The organism is Sphingobium sp. MI1205, from assembly GCF_001563285.1.
In the GTDB taxonomy this organism is placed as follows: Bacteria; Pseudomonadota; Alphaproteobacteria; order Sphingomonadales; family Sphingomonadaceae; genus Sphingobium.
The window spans coordinates 1,677,514-1,695,971 of record NZ_CP005188.1 but is presented as its reverse complement, the minus strand read 5'-3'; the positions used below and the strand labels follow the sequence as shown (position 1 = coordinate 1,695,971).

At 58.9% G+C, this 18,458-nt stretch carries 17 protein-coding genes and 1 tRNA gene; 10 read left to right on the top strand and 8 right to left on the bottom strand.

From position 1 onward, the window contains the following. Positions 1–2 precede the first annotated feature (2 nt). Positions 3–79: transfer RNA gene (locus K663_RS08095), tRNA-Arg, on the top strand. Positions 80–374: 295 nt separating this feature from the next. On the opposite strand, the gene K663_RS08090 is transcribed toward K663_RS08095, so the two are convergent. From K663_RS08090 to K663_RS08065, 6 genes are all read right to left on the bottom strand, one after another. Beyond that, positions 375–1,829 carry a cobyric acid synthase gene (locus K663_RS08090; protein WP_062116376.1) on the bottom strand — a complete coding sequence of 485 codons (1,455 nt, stop codon included), beginning with the start codon at positions 1,827–1,829 and terminating at the stop codon, positions 375–377. Positions 1,830–1,891: 62 nt separating this feature from the next. Next, positions 1,892–2,113, bottom strand: a complete 222-nt coding sequence (locus tag K663_RS08085) for a hypothetical protein (protein WP_062116372.1) — start codon at positions 2,111–2,113, stop codon at positions 1,892–1,894. 26 nt (positions 2,114–2,139) lie between these two features. Beyond that, the gene (locus tag K663_RS08080) at positions 2,140–3,399 is read right to left on the bottom strand and encodes an N-succinylarginine dihydrolase (protein WP_062116370.1); all 1,260 of its coding nucleotides are present in this window, start codon (positions 3,397–3,399) and stop codon (positions 2,140–2,142) included. Further along, positions 3,396–4,415, bottom strand: coding sequence for an arginine N-succinyltransferase (locus tag K663_RS08075; RefSeq protein WP_062116367.1), 1,020 nt, complete (start codon positions 4,413–4,415; stop codon positions 3,396–3,398). Before K663_RS08075 ends, K663_RS08080 begins: the two co-directional genes overlap by 4 nt. Before the next feature lie 12 nt (positions 4,416–4,427). Further along, positions 4,428–5,633 (bottom strand): hydrolase, encoded by a 1,206-nt coding sequence (locus tag K663_RS08070; RefSeq protein WP_062116362.1) that lies wholly within the window; start codon positions 5,631–5,633, stop codon positions 4,428–4,430. A 52-nt stretch (positions 5,634–5,685) separates the two neighbouring features. Then, on the bottom strand, positions 5,686–6,171 hold the full coding sequence (locus K663_RS08065) for an RNA pyrophosphohydrolase (RefSeq protein ID WP_062116360.1): 486 nt from the start codon (positions 6,169–6,171) through the stop codon (positions 5,686–5,688). A 184-nt stretch (positions 6,172–6,355) separates the two neighbouring features. Between K663_RS08065 and K663_RS08060 the strand changes: the two genes are divergently transcribed. Both K663_RS08060 and K663_RS08055 read left to right on the top strand, forming a co-directional pair. After that, positions 6,356–7,732: a cryptochrome/photolyase family protein gene (locus tag K663_RS08060; RefSeq protein ID WP_062116359.1), complete on the top strand. Its 1,377-nt coding sequence runs from the start codon at positions 6,356–6,358 to the stop codon at positions 7,730–7,732. A gap of 35 nt (positions 7,733–7,767) precedes the next feature. Next, positions 7,768–9,033 carry an SAM-dependent methyltransferase gene (locus tag K663_RS08055; protein ID WP_062116356.1) on the top strand — a complete coding sequence of 422 codons (1,266 nt, stop codon included), beginning with the start codon at positions 7,768–7,770 and terminating at the stop codon, positions 9,031–9,033. Positions 9,034–9,036: 3 nt separating this feature from the next. On the opposite strand, the gene K663_RS08050 is transcribed toward K663_RS08055, so the two are convergent. Together K663_RS08050 and purF are read right to left on the bottom strand one after the other, a co-directional pair. Further along, positions 9,037–9,747, bottom strand: a complete 711-nt coding sequence (locus K663_RS08050) for an SDR family NAD(P)-dependent oxidoreductase (protein ID WP_062116354.1) — start codon at positions 9,745–9,747, stop codon at positions 9,037–9,039. 96 nt (positions 9,748–9,843) lie between these two features. Continuing rightward, positions 9,844–11,322 carry an amidophosphoribosyltransferase gene (purF, locus tag K663_RS08045; protein WP_062116351.1) on the bottom strand — a complete coding sequence of 493 codons (1,479 nt, stop codon included), beginning with the start codon at positions 11,320–11,322 and terminating at the stop codon, positions 9,844–9,846. 181 nt (positions 11,323–11,503) lie between these two features. On the opposite strand from purF, the gene ccmC reads away from it, so the two are divergent. The 7 genes from ccmC to K663_RS08010 all read left to right on the top strand — a co-directional run bounded on the left by ccmC (position 11,504) and on the right by K663_RS08010 (position 18,412). Continuing rightward, complete coding sequence (ccmC, locus tag K663_RS08040) at positions 11,504–12,226, top strand: heme ABC transporter permease CcmC (RefSeq protein ID WP_062116349.1); 723 nt, start codon at positions 11,504–11,506, stop codon at positions 12,224–12,226. Positions 12,227–12,358: 132 nt separating this feature from the next. Then, a complete protein-coding gene (gene ccmE / locus K663_RS08035) occupies positions 12,359–12,805 on the top strand; it encodes a cytochrome c maturation protein CcmE (protein WP_062120585.1) in 447 nt (148 codons plus the stop codon). Between the two features lie 45 nt (positions 12,806–12,850). After that, on the top strand, positions 12,851–14,782 hold the full coding sequence (locus K663_RS08030; protein WP_062116346.1) for a heme lyase CcmF/NrfE family subunit: 1,932 nt from the start codon (positions 12,851–12,853) through the stop codon (positions 14,780–14,782). Then, on the top strand, positions 14,779–15,306 hold the full coding sequence (locus tag K663_RS08025) for a redoxin family protein (RefSeq protein WP_201026618.1): 528 nt from the start codon (positions 14,779–14,781) through the stop codon (positions 15,304–15,306). Before K663_RS08030 ends, K663_RS08025 begins: the two co-directional genes overlap by 4 nt. After that, a complete protein-coding gene (locus K663_RS08020) occupies positions 15,303–15,713 on the top strand; it encodes a cytochrome c-type biogenesis protein (RefSeq protein ID WP_062116340.1) in 411 nt (136 codons plus the stop codon). The genes K663_RS08025 and K663_RS08020 overlap by 4 nt, the downstream gene beginning before the upstream one ends. Continuing rightward, positions 15,710–16,354, top strand: a complete 645-nt coding sequence (locus tag K663_RS08015; protein ID WP_062116337.1) for a tetratricopeptide repeat protein — start codon at positions 15,710–15,712, stop codon at positions 16,352–16,354. Before K663_RS08020 ends, K663_RS08015 begins: the two co-directional genes overlap by 4 nt. Positions 16,355–16,483: 129 nt before the next feature. Further along, positions 16,484–18,412 (top strand): potassium transporter Kup, encoded by a 1,929-nt coding sequence (locus K663_RS08010; protein WP_062116334.1) that lies wholly within the window; start codon positions 16,484–16,486, stop codon positions 18,410–18,412. Positions 18,413–18,458 lie beyond the last annotated feature (46 nt).

Sequence of the window (18,458 nt, the reverse complement as noted above, 5' to 3'; positions counted from 1 at the left end):
ACGCGCCCGTAGCTCAGCTGGATAGAGCATCAGACTACGAATCTGAGGGTCGGACGTTCGAATCGTTCCGGGCGCACCATTTTTCTTTCTTGGGAAAATGAGTAGCTTATAAGGCGATCCTGGAGGATCGTACTGTATGCTTCGATGTCCCGCAGATCGGTCCAATTGTCCCGCAGTTGTTGGCATCTGATTGAAGTTCAAATCGGCAATCTGTCCAGAGTGGCTTAGCCATAGCCCCGCGCTCGCGTGGACATCCCGATGACATAGTCTTTTACCTCCCGCTCTTCTAAGGGAAGTCCGCCCCTCTTACTTCGATCCTCCAAAATTCGCATGGAGTAGGCACCGGGATGCAGAGACTGCCAAATCGGTGATGTTTAGTGGCTGGTAGCGATAGCTAATATTGCGTCTATATCTGCATGCTGCTCCAATTGCACCGCGATCTCATCGAGTGCACGATCGACGGAGAGATTATAATCCTGTCCCGTGGACCGGCCTCCGATTGTTGCGATCAAGGCCGCGCGCAGCTTGGCGCTGGCGAATAGTCCGTGGACATAGGTTCCCGAAATCCGTCCGTCCGCGCTGATTGCTCCATCCATGCGGCCATCCGTCAGTTCCGAAAACGGGCGGGCACAATCCGCGCCTGTGGTAATCCCCACATGCATTTCATATCCGCCAACGGCTTGCCCATGAGCCGAACCACTCACCCTCACCAAGGATTTGGCCGGGGTTAGCCGAGTCTCCACATCCAGGAGTCCGAGACCCTTGATGGTTTCCGGCGTCCCCTCAATTCCCTCCGGGTCAGCGATGCTGCGCCCAAGCATCTGATAGCCCCCGCATATACCGAAAACAGGCTTTCCGCGGCGATGGTGAGCCAGAATGTCAATGTCCCATCCCTCCCGCTTTAGGACGCGCAGATCCGCTATGGTAGCCTTTGATCCAGGTAATATGATCAGGCTGGCCTCGGCAGGAATCGGGCGACCGGGCGGCACCATGACGAGGTCTATCGCAGGCTCCAGCTTGAACGGGTCTAGATCGTCGAAATTGGAAATGCGCGGCAAAATCGGGCAGGCGATTATCAGGCGTCCGCCGCTTTCGTTGGGCCGGTGTTCCAGCACCACGGCGTCTTCACTCGGCAATCGGGCCGTTGCGTCCAGCCAGGGGATCACGCCTAGACCGCGCCATCCCGACAGATGTTCGATCTGGCGGTAGCCATCTTCAAACAAGGCCGGATCGCCGCGGAACTTGTTGATCAAAAATCCATGGATCATGGCTGCGTCAGCCGCATCGACGACAGCCTTGGTGCCCGCGATCGCGGCAATGACGCCGCCCCGGTCGATGTCCCCAACCAGTATCACTGGTACATCAGCAGCCCGTGCGAAGCCCATGTTCGCGATGTCACCAGCCCGCAGATTGATTTCAGCCGGCGATCCTGCGCCTTCGACGACAACGATGTCGCATTGCTGTCGCAAGCGCTCGTAGCTTTCAATAACTGCGTCGAGCAACTGCCTGCGCGCCGTGCGGAAGTTGCCTGCGTGCAGCGAACCGCGGACCTGCCCATGCACGACGAGCTGCGAAGTCCGGTCAGCCTGCGGTTTCAACAACACCGGGTTCATATCGCTATGCGGTTCGGCGCCTGCCGCCAGCGCCTGCAGCGCCTGTGCGCGACCGATCTCGCCACCGTCGATGGTGACGGCTGCATTGTTCGACATATTTTGCGGCTTGAAGGGACGCACACGATATCCGCGATGGACCAGTGCGCGACACAGGCCTGCGACCAGCACCGATTTTCCGACGTCGGACCCTGTTCCCTGAAGCATGATCGCAGCCATTGCGCGGCTCCTGCATGGCCTTTTGGCGCAGGTCAACCTGCTGCTCTGCTGCGAACGAAGGTTCAGCCGGTCAGATGGCGTTGCAGATCGACCGCGTCCAGTATCTTGCCGCCTGCCATGAATACGGCTCCGGTGCAGGCAAGCGCCAAAATTTGTCCGCCAGTTCCGGGATATTGCTGCATATAGACGATGCCACGCTCAGTAGCGCCGAGGGCAAGCGCATAGATGACCAGAAACGCCTCGAATTTCGTCTTGATCGTGAAAAGGCGCTTGATCCGTTCCATTGGTCCCACTCGAGCAGAGATTTGCTCTATGGAATTAAGTCGCCCGAAAGCTGCAAATGGTCAACAAGGGTTAACCATGATTGTTCGACCTGGGCAATCAGGCGGGTATCTGCCAGTTCATCAGGCGTGATCTCTACGGGCCAATAGCGGCTTACAATGTCGGATATGTCATCAAGCTTCGCTTCATTCACCAGAAACCGAGGGTCTATGTTCGCGGGGTCTGCCACGACCCGCAATCGCAGACACGCGGGCCCCCCGCCATTCGCCATCGATTGCCGTATATCGACCGAAACGAGTTGCCGGATTGGACCATTGCTGGAAGTCATTCGTTTCAGCCAGTCCCATACGCTAGCTACACTTCTTGCTTCCGTTGGCAGGATGAGCGCCATGCCACCCTCCGCCAGGGTCACCAGTTGCGCGTTGAAAAGATAGCTTCGGATGGCGTCGGCCAAACTCACGGCACTGTCCGGCACTTCAATAATCTGTATCGAAGGCAGTAAGGCTTGCAGGTTTGTGTAGAGGCGCTCCTTATCTGCAAAAGCCTTTTCATGCGCGAAAAGCACATTTTCATTGGCGACCGCGACGACATCATTGTGAAAAGCACCAGCGGCGATCGCTTCTTCCGACTGCATGGCGAATAGCGTTCGGGTGGGGTCCAGGCAGTGTAACCGCGCCACCGCCTTGCTCGCCTCGAGATGTTGCCGCGCGGGATAAGGCCCTCCAGCCTCGCCATAGACGAATATCTCGACGCCGCGACACGCATGATTTTCACTTAATCGCATATGGTTGGCGGCGCCTTCGTCGCCGAACGGCGCGGGAACGGGCGGATGGACGACGAAAGCGTCTCGATCGGAAAAGGCAATCTTCAGCTGCGCAAGCGTCTGCGGCCATTCGTGGCTGCGATGGGGCATGGTGACGAGGTTGGCTACTGTCAGATGGGTGCGACCATCTGCGGTGTCTGCGGCAGGCGAGACCGTCGCGGCATTGGCAGCCCACATGGAGGATGCGGACATGGCAGCCGCTCGGATAGCAGGTTCTGCGTCGCTGATATTGGTCCCCAGAGCGTTCAGCCAGCGGCCATCGGGACGCCATTGAGGAAGGAAGATGCCCTGAGCAATGTCGAGTCGCAGGTTTGTACGCATTTTCTCGATACCCTGCAGGGCGGCGGCGCGCGGATGGGATACGGTTCCTGCATTTCGAGCCGAGGCCAAGTTGCCAAGGCTCAGCCCGGCGTAATTGTGACTGGGACCGATCAGCCCATCGAAATTAATCTCGCGAACGGTCATGCCCGCGCCACGATCGTGACTTGCTGGCCGGGTTCCACCTGAAGGCGTTGGGCACTTGCCCTGTCAAGCGATAGGGATTCGCCCTCCTGCGGTCGGACAAAGCCATAAGTGCAGCGATAATTTGCAAGATGCCCCGTCGCGACAAGCTGCTTATCTCCACCGCTGTCATGGATCGCCGCCAATGTGACGTCCTGGGCATGCGCCACGGTCTGGAGCGAGTTGATCTGGCCGATCATGGTTGGGCCGCCATCAAAAATGTCGATGTAGCCGGGATTGGTGAATCCCTCGGTCTCCAGCATCCGCATCGCGGCCCGGCCGTTAGGATGGGGCAGTCCGATAACCGCCCGGGCACTGTCGTTCAACATGGCCGTATAAATCGGTGTCTTGGGCATCAGGTCGGCGATGAACTGATTGCCATGAACGGCATTGAAATCGTCGGCCTCCTGAAAACTCATTCCAAAGAACCGCCCTGCAAGCCCATCCCAAAAGGGGGAGCCTCCTGCTTCGTCGATCACGCCGCGCAATTCGGCGATCACCTGGTCCCCGAATCGCGCGCGATGGTTGCGAATGTAGAGATAGCGGCTGCGGGCGAGCAGCAGGCCCAGCCCCTCGGCGCGTTCCCGCGGGTGCAGGAAGAGGCCGCCGACTTCGACAGAGCCTTCCAGATCCGTAACGAGCGAGAGCATTTCCGCTCGAAAGGTGCGCGATAGTTCCCGGCAATGCTGGGTCAATACGCCTAGCCGGTAGGAATAAAAGGGCCAGTTCTGCCCCACTTTACTAAATATCTGGCAGGTTCCGCGGACCTGGCCTGTTTCGCAATTTTCCAGCACCAGGAGGATCAATTCGTCCTCAATGCCCCCTGATTGCCGCGAAAGGGCCAGTTCAGTCCTTTCCAGCTTCTGCTCCAACGCCTGCCGATCCGCGGGAAGATTGGTGAAGCCTCCTCCTGTCAATTTCGCCAGCTCATACAGGCTTTGCAGATCATCCGAGCGTGCTGTGCGCATCACGAAACTCAAGCCTGGTCTCCCTTACAATCGGCCCTGAGCGATACGCAGCATCGTGAGCGCAGAAAGCTGGGCCCGTTCTGCGAGGCTCTCGACAATCAGGTACTCGCCGCCACTGTGAATGGCGCCGCCGCGTACGCCCATCGTGTCCACTACGGGCACGCCACACGCCGCGATGTTATTTCCATCGCATACGCCTCCAGTATCGCGCCATTCGATCGGCAGGCCCAAGTCCGCGCCACATTGCTTGACGAGGTTGAAAAGAGGCATTGCCTTGGTATCCATGGGTTTGGGTGGGCGGCCAAAGCCGCCATGCACCGTCACCTTGACATCATGAAGCCGTGACACATCTGCGACCGATCGCGTGATGAGTTGATGTGCCAACTCCTCGGCGCCTGTCGTTTGAGGCCGGAAGTTGACGCGTAGTATGGCCTTGTCGGGCACGACGTTATTGGGACCGCCACCGTCTATCCGCGCTGGATTGCAGGCCAGTGCTGGACCGCCGCCAGCCTTTAATCGCAGCGCGATATCTGCCGCAGCCAACAGGGCATTCCGGCCTTCATCAGGATTGCGTCCAGCATGAGCGCTACGCCCCGTCACGACGATGGAGAAATTGCCGCTACCCGCCCGTGCGCCAGCTAATGTGCCATCCGGAAGCGCCGGCTCGTAGGTAAGCGCCGCGATCTTGCCGCGCGCAGCTTCGCGAAGTAGCCCGGCTGAGGAGGCGCTGCCCAATTCTTCGTCACTGTTGATAACTACATCATAGCCGACAGGCGCGAAAATTGCGGACGTTTCAACGGCCTGCAACGCAGCCAGCATGACGGCAAGGCCCCCTTTCATGTCGGCAACACCGGGGCCATTCAATGTGCCGTCGTCGGCCCACCGAACCGTCTGAAAGGCATGATCGGATGGGAAAACAGTATCCATATGGCCGGTGAGAAGCAGCCGGACAGGAGCATCACGTCGTACCGACAGCAACAGGTGCTTCCCATGCGGTAGAAGCTCTGGCTGCCCCTCTGAGTTGACGGTGACAACTTCTTCAGGATCTATCAGTCGCACATCCCCTGGAAGCACCGAGAAAGCGTCGGCTAGCATGGCCGCCACGGTCGCCAATCCCGCCAGATTACGAGATCCGCTGTTGACCGCAGCCCATCTCCGCACCTGATCCAGCATCGGGGCGGCCGCGGCGCATTCCATTAGCGCAAGGTCTGACGACGAAAGGCCGTTCATCCTTTGTAGCTTACCAGAGGGAACGCGCGCGCTCCACCCCAGCGAGCCGTATTCAGATCAGCGCTTTGAATTCCTGAAGTATGTCGCGGTACAGCTTCCGCTTGAATGGCACGATGACATCAGGCAGCGCTTCCGGGCTTATCCATTTCCACTCGGAAAATTCCGGTTCATCCGTAGCGATATCGATATCCTCGTCGCTTCCAAGGAAACGGGCGAGGAACCAGACTTGGCGCTGTCCGCGAAATCTTCCGCCCCACAGCTTCCCGATCAGTTCAGGCGGCAGGTCGTAGAAGTGCTCATCCCGCGCCTTTGCGATGATTTCGACATGATGATGGCCGATGCCAGTCTCTTCGCCCAATTCGCGTAAGGCCGCAACCTTCTCTTCCTCGCCGTCGTCGATACCGCCCTGCGGCATTTGCCAGGCCTCGACCTGACTGTCGATGCGTTGGCCGACGAAGACCTTGCCATCCATATTGACGAGCATCACACCGACGCACGGCCGATACCCAAATTCCGAATCATTTGGCACTGACGCCATGACGTCCCCTGATCATTGTTCCCGCCGGAGCCCTTCGGACTGGCGAATTTGTGCGCTGCAATGATAATTGGGGAAAGGTGCTGCGTCCATCTGCGAAAAGGCAGGCCGCTATATTGGGACGGGTTTTTGCGTTGAATGGGGAGAGGAGATTGGAACAATCGCCAACCGGTGGCAAGGCTGACATATGGCCGATCCCATAATTCTCTGGTTCCGTCAGGACCTTCGCTTGTCCGACCAGGCCGCCCTCGCGGCGGCGTTAGGTGAAGGGCCGGTGATTCCAGTCTATATTCTGGACGACGCCGCCCCGCGCCAGTGGAAGATGGGCGCCGCGCAGCGCTGGTGGCTGCACTATAGTTTGAAATCACTGGATAAAAATCTTCGTGAAAAGGGATCCCGCCTTATCCTGCGACGCGGCGATTGCGCGGAGGAGTTGCAGCAACTGGCCCGCGAGACCGGCAGTCAGCGGGTACATGCGCTCGCTCACTACGAACCTTGGTGGCGCAATGTCGAGAAGGCCGTGTGCCGGGCGATTGACCTCCAGCTTCACGATGGGGGGTTTCTTTTGCCGCCTGGCTGCGTCCGTACGTCGGGCGGCGACCCGTATCAAATATACACGCCATTCTTGCGGGCGACGATGCTTCACATGCCACCGCCCAAGCCATCGCCGGCGCCATCGCGGATCGATTCGCCTTCTCGATGGCCTGACAGCGATTCGTTGGACGAATGGAATCTGCTTCCCTCCCGTCCCGACTGGGCTGAAGCGTTCGCCAGCGATTGGACGCCAGGCGAGGCGGGGGCTCGCGACCGCGTATCATCATTCCTGGACGAGGCAGGGGATTATGATGCGGCGCGTAATCTGCCGTCCGTAGAGGGTACGTCGCGACTATCGCCTCATCTGCATTTCGGCGAAGTTTCGCCAGCCTATGTGTGGCATCGGATTAGCGGGGCACCGGGCAATCCGACAACCTTTCTCAAGGAATTGATCTGGCGAGACTATGCACATACCCAGATATGGGCGTTGCCCACTTATGGGTCAAAAAATGCGCGATCCGGTTTCGACCAGATGCCGTGGCGCGATTTACGCGAGGCGAAAGGGGATTTCATTGCGTGGAAGAAGGGGCGTACCGGCTATCCGATCGTTGATGCCGGGATGCGACAGCTTTGGGCGACCGGTTGGATGCATAACCGCGTGCGCATGATCGTGGCGAGTTTCCTCATCAAGCATCTGCTGATCGATTGGCGTCATGGCGCGCAATGGTTTTGGGATACGCTGGTCGATGCGGACTATGCCAATAACAGTGTAAACTGGCAGTGGGTGGCGGGAAGTGGCGTCGATGCGAATATGTTCTCGCGCATCATGGCCCCGCTTACACAGTCTCCAAAATTCGAGGCCGCTGACTATATAAGACAATGGGTGCCCGAACTGGCGCATCTTGACGATAAGGTGATCCACGACCCGGACTCGTATGACGCGCGGCCTTCCGCCTATCCACCAAAGCGCATTGGCCATCGTAAAGCGCGCGAGCGGGCATTGGCCGCATACCAGCAAAGCAGGGGGTGATGGCGGAATGAACGATCGAGGTCAGAGGTGAGCGCATGAATGCTATCGATTCCCGACGTCCTCGGGCATCCACCGTGCGGCGACCGGCAGTTGCCCGCTCCGCCGGTTGGACTTCCCGGCTGATCGGCCCGCAGTTTCACCGCCTGCTGGATCTAATAGACGCGGGCCTTGATAAGGGAATCCTTGAGGCTGTTCTGCCCGATGGCACGGTTCGGATATTGGGTGGGCGCGCCGCTGGTCCAGCCTGCGAGGTTCAGTTGGTGCGTTGGCGCGCTTTGCTGCGCTTGGTCGCCGGTGGGTCGGCTGGATGGTATCGAGCTTGGGCGGCAGGGGAGTGGACTAGTCCAGACCCGGTTCCGCTGTTCGCGCTCTTCACAGCGAACGCGGTCACATTGGGCAATGTTGCGAGGCCGAACGGACCGGAGCGGTGGCTGGGCCGGCTTTTCCATTGGGCGCGCCGAAACGACCGTAAGGGATCGCGCCGCAACATCGCCTATCATTATGATCTGGGGAATGACTTCTACAGCCTGTGGCTTGATCAGAACATGCATTATTCCAGCGCGCTGTTCTGCGACCCGTCTGATGGCAAGGAAAGTCTGGAGAGCGCCCAGCAACGAAAGGTCGATGCGATATTAGACCGGTTGGAGCTTAAGGACGGCAGTTGCTTGCTGGAAATCGGCTGTGGTTGGGGCGGGCTGGCCGAACAGGCGATGCAGCGATGTCATATCAGCTATGACGGTCTGACGCTTTCCGCAGAACAGGCATCCTATGCGCGCGAGCGGCTTGGGGCCGGTGCGAATATCTTGCTGACTGACTATCGCGATGCGCAAGGTCAATATGACGCTATTGTAAGCGTCGAGATGGTTGAGGCCGTGGGTCTGAAATATTGGCCTGCGTATCTCGCTGCGATCGAAAGGCTGCTGAAGCCGGGTGGTCGGGCCGCTATACAATATATCCTAATAGACGATGCGATATTCGAGAAATATGCTCGCGGGACTGATTTTATCCAGACCTATATTTTCCCGGGAGGTATGTTGATTTCCGAGAGCCGCTTTCGCGCGTTGGCGCACGCACAGGGGCTGGAATGGCATGATGTCCGTTATTTCGGCCTGCACTATGCGGAAACACTGCGGCGATGGCGGGCGCAGTTTGACCAGATCGTCGATCGCGGGTTATTGCCCTCAAGTTTCGATCAGCATTTCGTGGCGCTCTGGCGCTATTACCTCATGTATTGTGAGGGAGGCTTTTCGGGCGGCGCGATCAACGTCGCGCAAGTGACGCTGGTCAAGCCGCCGAGATAGGAATTAGTCTACCCTATGGTGGTAGCCATCGGGCCGGTCGGACAGGATGAGATCGACCATAGCCTTCCCAACAACTTTGGGATCCTTGAGCGTCGCGGGATCTTCGCCGGGGAAAGCGCGCGCGCGCATTGCCGTGCGGGTCGCGCCGGGATCCACTATATGTGTGCGGATTGAGGAGATGTTTTTCACTTCTTCCCCATAAGCGCTGATAAGCGTTTCCAAAGCAGCCTTGGATGCGCCGTAAGCGCCCCAATATGCCCGAGGGGCGGTGGCGACCGACGACGTTACGGCTATGACGCGAGCGCTTGCGCTGGCGCGCAGCATTGAATCGAATGCGGCGATCAGCGCCTGGGGCGCAGCGATATTCAGTGTCAGCAGTCTGGCAAATTCCTTGGCATCGATTGCGGGCACCGACGCCAGGCTGCCGAGCGTCGCCGCGTTCAGAACAAGGACGTCCAATGCCTGCCAGCGGCCCGAAACCGCCTGCGCCAGCCGCCCGATGCTTTCGCCATCGATAAGGTCGAGCGGAGCGATGGTGGCGGTCCCGCCTGCACTGTGGACCCGTTCTTCGACTTCCTCCAGACCGCCCACGGTCCTGGCCGTCAGGATGACATGTGCGCCCGCAGCGCCCAGGGCTTCGGCAGTAGCGGCGCCGATACCTCGACTGGCGCCGGTTACCAGGGCGAGTTTACCGGAGAGGGGAAGGTTGGACATAACGGATCCTGTTTGCCCTTCCAAAACAAGAGGGCTCGTTCGGTGGAAGGGATGGCGGCTGCTCAGGACGAGCGGCCAGCCCTGATCAATCTGGAATTAGACGACGCGTTCAGCCAGTAGTTCAAGCTGGTTTTGCACGACGACGTCATCCTGGTCGGTGAGCGTCGTGGGATAGTCACCGGTAAAGCAGGCGTCACAATATTGCGGCCGGATGTCGGCGCGCTTTGCTTCTCCAAGCGCCTTGTAGAGGCCGTCAATTGAGATGAAGGACAGGCTGTCAGCGTGAATGAAATCCTGCATCCCGCCAACATCGAGGCGATGTGCTAGCAACTTGGTGCGTTCCGGGGTGTCCACGCCGTAGAAGCAACTGTGCTTGGTAGGCGGGCTTGCGATCCGCATGTGCACTTCCTTGGCTCCGGCCTCGCGCATCATTTGGACGATCTTGAGACTGGTCGTTCCGCGCACAATCGAATCGTCGATCAGGACGACACGCTGCCCATCAATAAGCGCACGGTTGGCATTGTGCTTGAGCTTCACGCCGAGATGGCGAACCTTGTCACCGGGCTGGATAAAGGTGCGGCCGATATAGTGCGACCGGATGATCCCTAGCTCAAAGGGAATACCCGATTGTTGAGCATAACCGATCGCGGCGGGCACGCCGCTGTCCGGTACGGGAATGACCAGATCCGCATCGACCGGATTTTCGACAGCCAACTGGGCGCCGATTGCCTTGCGGACGGAATATACGCTGGAGCCATCCACGATCGAATCAGGGCGACTGAAATAGACATGTTCGAAAATGCATGGACGTGGATGAACTTCGCCAAAGGGCCGATGGCTGCGAATCTGACCATCATGCGTCACAATGACCAATTCACCGGGTTCTATCGAACGCACATGTTCTGCGCCCACCACATCGAAAGCCACCGTTTCGGAGGCAAACATCGTGGATTCTCCCAACTGGCCCATGACCAAGGGACGGATGCCTAGTGGGTCGCGGCATGCGATCATGCCCTCTGGCGTTGTTACGATCAGCGAATAGGCGCCCTCGATCTGCTTCAGGGCATCGATGAATTTGTCGAGTAGTGTCCGATATGTGGATGTCGCCACCAGATGAATGATGACTTCGGTGTCTGACGTGGACTGGAAGATGGAACCGCGCCGTATAAGCTCGCGGCGGAGCTTCATCGCGTTTGAGATATTGCCATTGTGCGCGATCGCAAAACCGCCCGAGTTAAGTTCGGCATAAAGCGGCTGCACGTTGCGAAGGGATGTTTCACCGGTCGTTGAATAGCGGACATGGCCGCATGCAGAGTTGCCGGGAAGCCCGCGAATCACTTCGTCGCGGTCGAAATTTCCAGCGACGTGACCCATTGCGCGATGAGTGTGGAAATCATGGCCGTCCCAACTGGTGATGCCTGCCGCTTCCTGACCGCGGTGTTGGAGCGCATGAAGGCCAAGAGCAACGATCGCCGAAGCGGTCTCGGCCTGAATGACCCCGAAAATGCCGCATTCTTCACGCAGCTTGTCGTCGTCGAACGGATTTGTTGTAAACATGGGTGCGAGCGGGTCCATAGCCGATGCTGTACGCCTCAGAGGGCTGCTTTGCGCGCATATAGTGTTTCGAATATGATTTGTCGCCTGCCTGTAACAAAAAAGCCGGCTCAGCCGTTCGTTCAACAGGATTTTTCCTGTGATCGAGCGCGAAAAGCGGTGCTGGCTTTGCGGACGGGGCGCAGCTAAAGAGCCTTCCCAAATGCATCGCTTCGCCAATCCCACCCGATTTTTGAAGATCGCGCGGCCGCTCACCGTCTGGCTTTTCTGGCCGGGCCTTGCTCTGCTTCTGGTTGGGGCGGGTTGTGGCCTGTTCGTCACGCCGGCCGATTATCTGCAGGGAGAGACCGTTCGGATTCTCTACATTCATGTGCCAGCGGCATGGCTGGGCATGGGAGGCTGGATGGGCATCGCAATCGCAGCGCTCATGCAACTGGTCTGGCGACACCCGCTCGCCGCCGTTGCCGGGCGCGCAATCGCAATACCGGGAGCGCTGTTTACGGCCATTTGCCTTGTTACTGGATCGATATGGGGCCGACCCACCTGGGGAACATGGTGGGAATGGGATGGCCGGATGACATCGATGCTGGTGCTCTTTTTCCTCTATCTGGGTTATGTAGCGCTCGGCAATGCAAGTTCGAGCCAAGATCGAGGCGGGGTCAGCCCGGTCACAGCTATTTTCGGGCTTGTCGGCGCGGTCAACATACCGATCATCAATCGTTCGGTGGTATGGTGGAACAGCCTGCATCAGGGCCCCAGCATCACTTTGCGAGGATCCAGCATAGACGGGTCCCTGCTTTGGCCCCTCGGCTTGACGTTGACGGGATTTTCCTTGCTGTTCGCGGCTATCGTCCTGATGCGGATGCGAACGATCCTGGCGCGCAACAAGGTTGAAGCGCGCATGCAGCGGCTCGCGCGGGGATAACAGCATGAACCAATGGGCCTTTGTCGTCGGTGCTTATGCGCTGACCTTTTTGGGAACGGCGGCGCTGTGCTTTGGCTGCTGGCGCTCCATGCGACGCGCGGAGACGGCTGCGCAGAAATTGTCGGACAAGTCATGAAGGCGAAGCACCAACGACTGATACTGGCACTGGTAGCCGTTCTTGCCCTGGTCGGCGCAGGGTTACTGGCAGCATCCGCGTTGCGCGACGAAGCCGCCTATTTCTACGCACCCGCAGACGTTCGAGCCAAAGGGTTCGAGGCCGGCAAGGCTATTCGCCTGGGGGGCATGGTCGTCAAGGGAAGCCTGACGCGCGCGGCTGATGGCGTCACGATTCATTTTGAAGTGACTGACGGAAAAGCGACCGTCCCGGCGGTTTTCAAAGGCATTGCGCCGGACCTGTTCAAGGAAGGATCGGGCGTGGTGGCGGAGGGGGCGTTCGATTCCATGGGTACGTTCGTCGCGACGAATCTGCTAGCCAAGCATGATGAGCGCTACATGCCCCGCGAACTGGAAGGCTTGCGCTATGACGAAGAGACGCGCGAGATGAAGGCTGAGCGGTGAAATGAAGCAATCGGCTGAAACGCGGTCTAATCAGGAGAATAAGGCATGATCGCGGAGGCAGGGCTTGCCGCGCTTTGGCTTGCTGCCGCGCTGGCGCTGCTTCAATTGATATTGGTGGGAATCGGGCTCGCGGGGCAGAGGTCCGAACTATTGGGCGCTGTACGCCCGGTTGCCGTTGCGCAGGGTTTACTGGTCGTAACCGCGTTCATATCGCTGATCACACTCTTCATCCGGTCGGATATGTCGGTGCTACTGGTTGCCACCAACAGCCACTCCATGAAACCCTGGCTTTACAAATTTGCCGGAACCTGGGGCAATCACGAAGGCTCGATGCTGCTGTGGGTCGCGGTAATGGGTGCCGCGGGCGCAGCGGTCGCCTTGTTCGAACGAGCGCTGCGGCGTGACACGCATATGGCGACGCTAGGTGGGCAGGCGGCGATTAGCCTCGGTTTCTATGCCTTTTTGTTGTTCGCTTCCAATCCATTCACCCGTGTCGATCCTCCGGCAGCGGACGGGCAGGGGCTCAATCCGCTGCTGCAGGACCCCGGTCTCGCTTTCCACCCGCCTACGCTTTATCTGGGCTATGTAGGCCTCTCGGTTGCCTTCTCGTTCGCCGTGGGCGCGCTGCTGACGCGGCAAGTCGATGCTGCTTTCGCCGGTGCGATGCGCCCTTGGGTTCTGGCGGCATGGATATTCCTGACCCTCGGGATCACTGCGGGAAGTTATTGGGCTTATTATGAGCTGGGCTGGGGCGGCTGGTGGTTCTGGGATCCAGTGGAAAACGCTTCGCTGATGCCGTGGCTCGCTGCAACTGCGCTGCTGCATAGCGTGACAGTGCTCGCCACTCGTGACGCGCTGAGGGCCTGGACGGTCATGCTGGCCGTCATCGCCTTTTCCATGTCGATGGTCGGTACTTTCCTCGTCCGTTCCGGTATATTGACCAGCGTTCACGCGTTTGCCGTGGATCCTGAGCGCGGCACCTTCATCCTTGTGCTGCTAGGGCTCTACATCGGCGGCGCGTTTGCACTGTTCGGCTGGCGGGTGGGCGCGGTTCGTGAGGGCGCGCCGTTTGAGCTTGTCAGCCGCGAAACTATGCTGGTGGTCAATAACCTTCTGTTGTCGGTTATCCTTGGGCTGGTGCTGATCGGCACGCTCTATCCTCTGATGACAGAGGCGTTCGGCCATAAGGTTTCGGTGGGTGCGCCGTACTTCGACAGGATCGCCGGGCCGATCGCCCTTATACTGATGATAGTCATGGCGGTGGGGCCGCTCACCCGCTGGCGCCGGGACCGGTTGGTGGATGTATCTCCTCGTCTGGCTATTCCGGCGGTCATCGCTTTGGTCGTGGCCGCAACTCTCGCGACGATCGCCTGGGGCCGGATAGGCGTTCTTCCCTTCTTTGGGCTGACCATTGCCTTAGCGGTTGGCGCTGCCAGTGTCGCACCGCTGTGGAAGCGCAATCTGCGACGTACTCCGCTTTTTACCTGGGGAATGGTTATTGCCCATCTGGGATGCGCCGTCAGCTTGGCGGGCATGGCATGCGATTCGGCCTTCACCGTTGAAAAACTTGCGGCGGTGCGGCCGGGAGACATTGTCGAAGCGGCGGATTGGAAGCTGCGTCTGATACAGATTGCGCCAGTAGCAGGAGATAATTGGACGGCGCTGCAGGCCGACATGGAGGTAAGTCGTGGCGGAGGTTCCCCTGTGAGCCTGCATCCGCAGTCGCGTTTCTTCGCGTCCCCGCCAACCACCACGACCGAAGCGGCCCTGCTTACGCGCTGGAATGGCCAGCTCTATGTTGTGCTGGGCCAGGAAGGGAACGACGGGCGCTGGCAACTACGAGTTTGGTGGAAGCCATTTGTCACCTTGATTTGGTTTGGCGGCGCTTTGATTGCGCTCGGCGGATTGCTGGCGTTGTTGGGTCGTGAGCGGAGAGGGTGGCTTCTCAAATGGCGGGCAAGGGCACTCGCCGCATGAAGAAGTTGCTGATCTGGCTACCTTTGGGGCTTTTCGCTGGATTTTTCGCATTGTTCGCCAGCGGACTTCTCAAACCCGACGATCGTGTCATCACATCAAAGCTGGTCGGCAAGGCATTGCCTTCCTTCACTCTTCCTACGGCGGCAAGCGATCGGCCTCCCTTGGCGAGTCAGGAGCTGGCGACAGGCAAACCTCGGCTGCTCAATATCTTCGCCAGTTGGTGTGTGCCTTGTGCTGCTGAGGCGCCGCAGCTCATGGCGTTGAAGGACGCCGGTGTGGAAATCGATGCCATCGCGATCCGCGATGCGAGGGTAGATGTCGATCGCTTTCTCCAGCGTTATGGGAATCCCTATTCTCGCATTGGACTGGACGCCCGCAGCAGCGTTCAGATCGCGATCGGTTCGTCAGGTGTCCCGGAAACATTCGTTATCGATGGGCAGGGGCGGATCGCCTATCAGCATATCGGCGACATACGTGCGGATGACGTTCCTATTATCCTCCAACGCCTGAATGACGTTCGATGAGGAGATTGCTCGCCTTCCTCGCTCTGATATTGAGCACGCCCATATTGGCGCAGTCCGCCTTGCCCCCAGCGCCCTATGCCGATCGGCAGATCAGCGACCCAGCGCTCGAGCGCAAGGCGAAGGCGCTGATGGAAACCATCCGTTGCCTGACCTGTCAAAGCCAGTCGATCGCAGACAGCAATGCAAGCATGGCGGGCGACATGCGGTCCCAGATAAGGGAGCGGATCATGGCTGGTGAAGAACCAGAGCATATACGGGCCTGGTTGATCGAACGCTATGGTGATTGGGTGAGCTATGAGCCCACGGCGGACCCCGTCCTTTGGCCTCTATGGGGCGCGCCTTTGTTGTTGATGGGCCTTGGCCTGCTACTGCTGCGCGGTCGTATCAAACGGAGAGGGCGGCAATGACTGGCTGGATCATCGCAGCGGGACTAGCGATCGTGCTGATGACGGCTTTGGTGGCTCTCGGCCATATTCCTCGCGCGGCCAGGGAAATCACGGCGGCGGCGCTGTTGCTGGGGCTTGCCGGCTATGCTTGGCAAGGAAATCCTGCTTTAGGCGGCGCGCCGAAAGTGGCGGGGACTGGCAAAGCGGGGCAGTTTGATGAGCAATTGGCGGAGCAGCGTCGCGGCATGGCGGAACGCTACGGAAAAGCCGGGCAGTGGCTCCTGCTCTCCGATGGACTCGGCAGGCAAGGCAAGACCAAGGAAGCAGCCAATGTCCTGCTCTCCGGGTTGAGGCAGTCGCCTGATGATGCCAACCTCTGGCTTGGCCTGGGCAATGCACTGGTTGCTCATGCCGACGGCGTCGTGTCGCCGGGAGCCGATTTTGCCTATCGGCGGGCCATGACGGTTGATCCGGATGCCCCTGCGCCCAGCTATTTTTACGGTTTGGCACTGGCGCGGGCAGGGCAGTTGCAAGCGGCAAGAGAGCTTTGGGGCCCTTTGGCGGCGCGCGCGCCGGCGGGGTCGGAGATCAAAGCGGAATTGGAACTCAACATCGCGCGTATCGACGCGATGCTGGCTGCCGGTCCGCAACCGGCTTCGTGAGGCGCGTGGGATCAATTGCGCTGCTCAAACAGGCATGATAGGGCGCGACGCTTTCGGGGGCGAGCGGGAAATCCTGCAGATTGCCTTGGTTCGGGTGTCGGACGATCATGACCATTCGGCTTTTCCTTCATGACTGACCACGTGGCGGGCGGCGCGGCGCATACCGATGAGGAAGCGGGCCAAGGGGGTGGCCATGCGGCCCAGAAGGCGACTCTCAAGCTCGTAGTCGGCGCGGTCGGAATCGTATTCGGGGACATTGGCACTAGTCCTCTGTACGCTTTTCGCGAAACCTTCGCGGGGCATCATCACCTTTCCTTGGATCCCGACCATATTCTGGGCGTCATCAGCCTGATGTTCTGGTCGATGATGCTCGTCGTGACGGTTAAATACGTCACCATCATCATGCGCGCTGACAACAAGGGTGAGGGTGGAAGTCTTGCGCTCCTTGCGTTGATTAACGGTCAGACGAAGACACAGCGCTGGTCTCGCGGGATCATATTGTTGGGGGTTTTCGCGACCGCGCTCTTTTACGGCGACTCGATGATTACCCCAGCGGTATCGGTTTTGTCCGCTGTGGAAGGTCTGGCGGTCTATAATCCAAATCTGGCGCCAGTCATCTTGCCAGCGGCAGTCATTATCCTTCTGGGCTTGTTCTGGATACAGGGCTGGGGGACGAACCGTGTAGCGTCCCTCTTTGGCCCGATCATGTTGACTTATTTTGTCACGATTGCGGCCCTCGGCGTTATCAGCATAGCCCAGACGCCAGGCATCCTTTACGCCTTAAATCCTTATTGGGCGGTCATGTTCTTCGTCACAGACCCCCTGCCGGCTTTCCTTGCGTTGGGTGCGGTCGTGCTGGCTGTCACCGGGGCTGAAGCGCTTTATGCTGACATGGGGCATTTCGGCCGCAATCCAATACGCGTGTCTTGGCTTTGCTTCGTGCTCCCCGCCCTGATGATGAATTACATGGGTCAGGGCGCTTTATTGTTCCGTGAGGGTGCCGCAGCGCTTGACAGCCCTTTTTATAATTTGGCGCCGCAATGGGCGCAGTTGCCCCTGATAGGGTTAGCAACCATGGCGGCAATCATCGCTAGCCAAGCCGTAATATCCGGCGCCTTTTCAGTTACGCAGCAGGCGATCCAGCTAGGCTTCATGCCCCGTCTGCGCATCGCGCATACCAGTGCGTCAACCGCCGGTCAGATCTACATCCCCCTTATAAACTGGGGGCTGATGGTGATGGTGATCCTGCTGGTATTGGTTTTCCAGACATCATCCAATCTTACCGCCGCATACGGCATCGCGGTAACCGGGGCGATGTTTATCGACAATCTGCTTTTGGCCGTGTTGCTCTATCGCTTGTGGAAATGGCGCTGGTATTATTCAGCGCCCTTGCTGGCAGTGTTTTTCATTGTCGATGGCGCCTATTTAGCCGCCAATTTGACTAAAGTCCCCGACGGTGGCTGGTTCCCATTGCTGATTGGCTTCGTAATTTTCACCCTGCTGACTACATGGTCACGAGGGCGCCGGCTGGTGCAGGATCGGCTGCGTGAGGCTGCAATGCCGATACCCGTTTTTGTGGCCTCCGCCGCCAACAGTGCCGTTCGCGTGCCGGGGACGGCGGTGTTTATGACCTCCACGTCAAATGGCGTACCGCACGCTTTGCTCCACAATCTCAAGCACAATAAGGTGCTGCATGAGCGCGTCATTTTGTTGACCGTGAAAATCCGCGACGTTCCGGTGGTGGAGGATGAGGCGCGATGTAAGCTGGAGGACTTGGGGATGGGTTTCTTCCGCCTTATCCTGCAATATGGCTTCATGCAGGAGCCTGACGTTCCCGCCGCGCTCAAGAACGTGACCGGCTGCGGCCAGGCCTTCAAGATGATGGAAACAAGCTTCTTCCTGGCGCGGCAGACTTTATTACCCTCCGCCAATCCAGGGATGCCGTTGTGGCGGGAAAAGATTTTCGCCTGGATGCTCCGTAACGCGGAAAGCGCGATGGAATTTTTCCGCCTCCCAACCAACCGCGTAGTGGAGCTGGGTAGCCAGGTCGAAATCTGAAAGGAAATAGGGGCGCGACCATCAAGCCGCACCCCTTTTTTCATAT

What these genes read in the sequence shown, in the direction of transcription:
- K663_RS08030 (WP_062116346.1), top strand. Translation starts at nt 12,851, where the DNA reads ATGATCGCGGAGGCAGGGCTTGCCGCGCTTTGGCTTGCTGCCGCGCTG.
- K663_RS08060 (WP_062116359.1), top strand. Translation starts at nt 6,356, where the DNA reads ATGGCCGATCCCATAATTCTCTGGTTCCGTCAGGACCTTCGCTTGTCC.
- ccmE (WP_062120585.1), top strand. Translation starts at nt 12,359, where the DNA reads ATGAAGGCGAAGCACCAACGACTGATACTGGCACTGGTAGCCGTTCTT.
- K663_RS08080 (WP_062116370.1), bottom strand. Translation starts at nt 3,399, where the DNA reads ATGACCGTTCGCGAGATTAATTTCGATGGGCTGATCGGTCCCAGTCAC.
- purF (WP_062116351.1), bottom strand. Translation starts at nt 11,322, where the DNA reads ATGGACCCGCTCGCACCCATGTTTACAACAAATCCGTTCGACGACGAC.
- K663_RS08010 (WP_062116334.1), top strand. Translation starts at nt 16,484, where the DNA reads ATGACTGACCACGTGGCGGGCGGCGCGGCGCATACCGATGAGGAAGCG.
- K663_RS08055 (WP_062116356.1), top strand. Translation starts at nt 7,768, where the DNA reads ATGAATGCTATCGATTCCCGACGTCCTCGGGCATCCACCGTGCGGCGA.
- K663_RS08015 (WP_062116337.1), top strand. Translation starts at nt 15,710, where the DNA reads ATGACTGGCTGGATCATCGCAGCGGGACTAGCGATCGTGCTGATGACG.
- K663_RS08020 (WP_062116340.1), top strand. Translation starts at nt 15,303, where the DNA reads ATGAGGAGATTGCTCGCCTTCCTCGCTCTGATATTGAGCACGCCCATA.
- K663_RS08065 (WP_062116360.1), bottom strand. Translation starts at nt 6,171, where the DNA reads ATGGCGTCAGTGCCAAATGATTCGGAATTTGGGTATCGGCCGTGCGTC.
- K663_RS08050 (WP_062116354.1), bottom strand. Translation starts at nt 9,747, where the DNA reads ATGTCCAACCTTCCCCTCTCCGGTAAACTCGCCCTGGTAACCGGCGCC.
- K663_RS08025 (WP_201026618.1), top strand. Translation starts at nt 14,779, where the DNA reads ATGAAGAAGTTGCTGATCTGGCTACCTTTGGGGCTTTTCGCTGGATTT.
- K663_RS08085 (WP_062116372.1), bottom strand. Translation starts at nt 2,113, where the DNA reads ATGGAACGGATCAAGCGCCTTTTCACGATCAAGACGAAATTCGAGGCG.
- K663_RS08070 (WP_062116362.1), bottom strand. Translation starts at nt 5,633, where the DNA reads ATGAACGGCCTTTCGTCGTCAGACCTTGCGCTAATGGAATGCGCCGCG.
- K663_RS08090 (WP_062116376.1), bottom strand. Translation starts at nt 1,829, where the DNA reads ATGGCTGCGATCATGCTTCAGGGAACAGGGTCCGACGTCGGAAAATCG.
- ccmC (WP_062116349.1), top strand. Translation starts at nt 11,504, where the DNA reads ATGCATCGCTTCGCCAATCCCACCCGATTTTTGAAGATCGCGCGGCCG.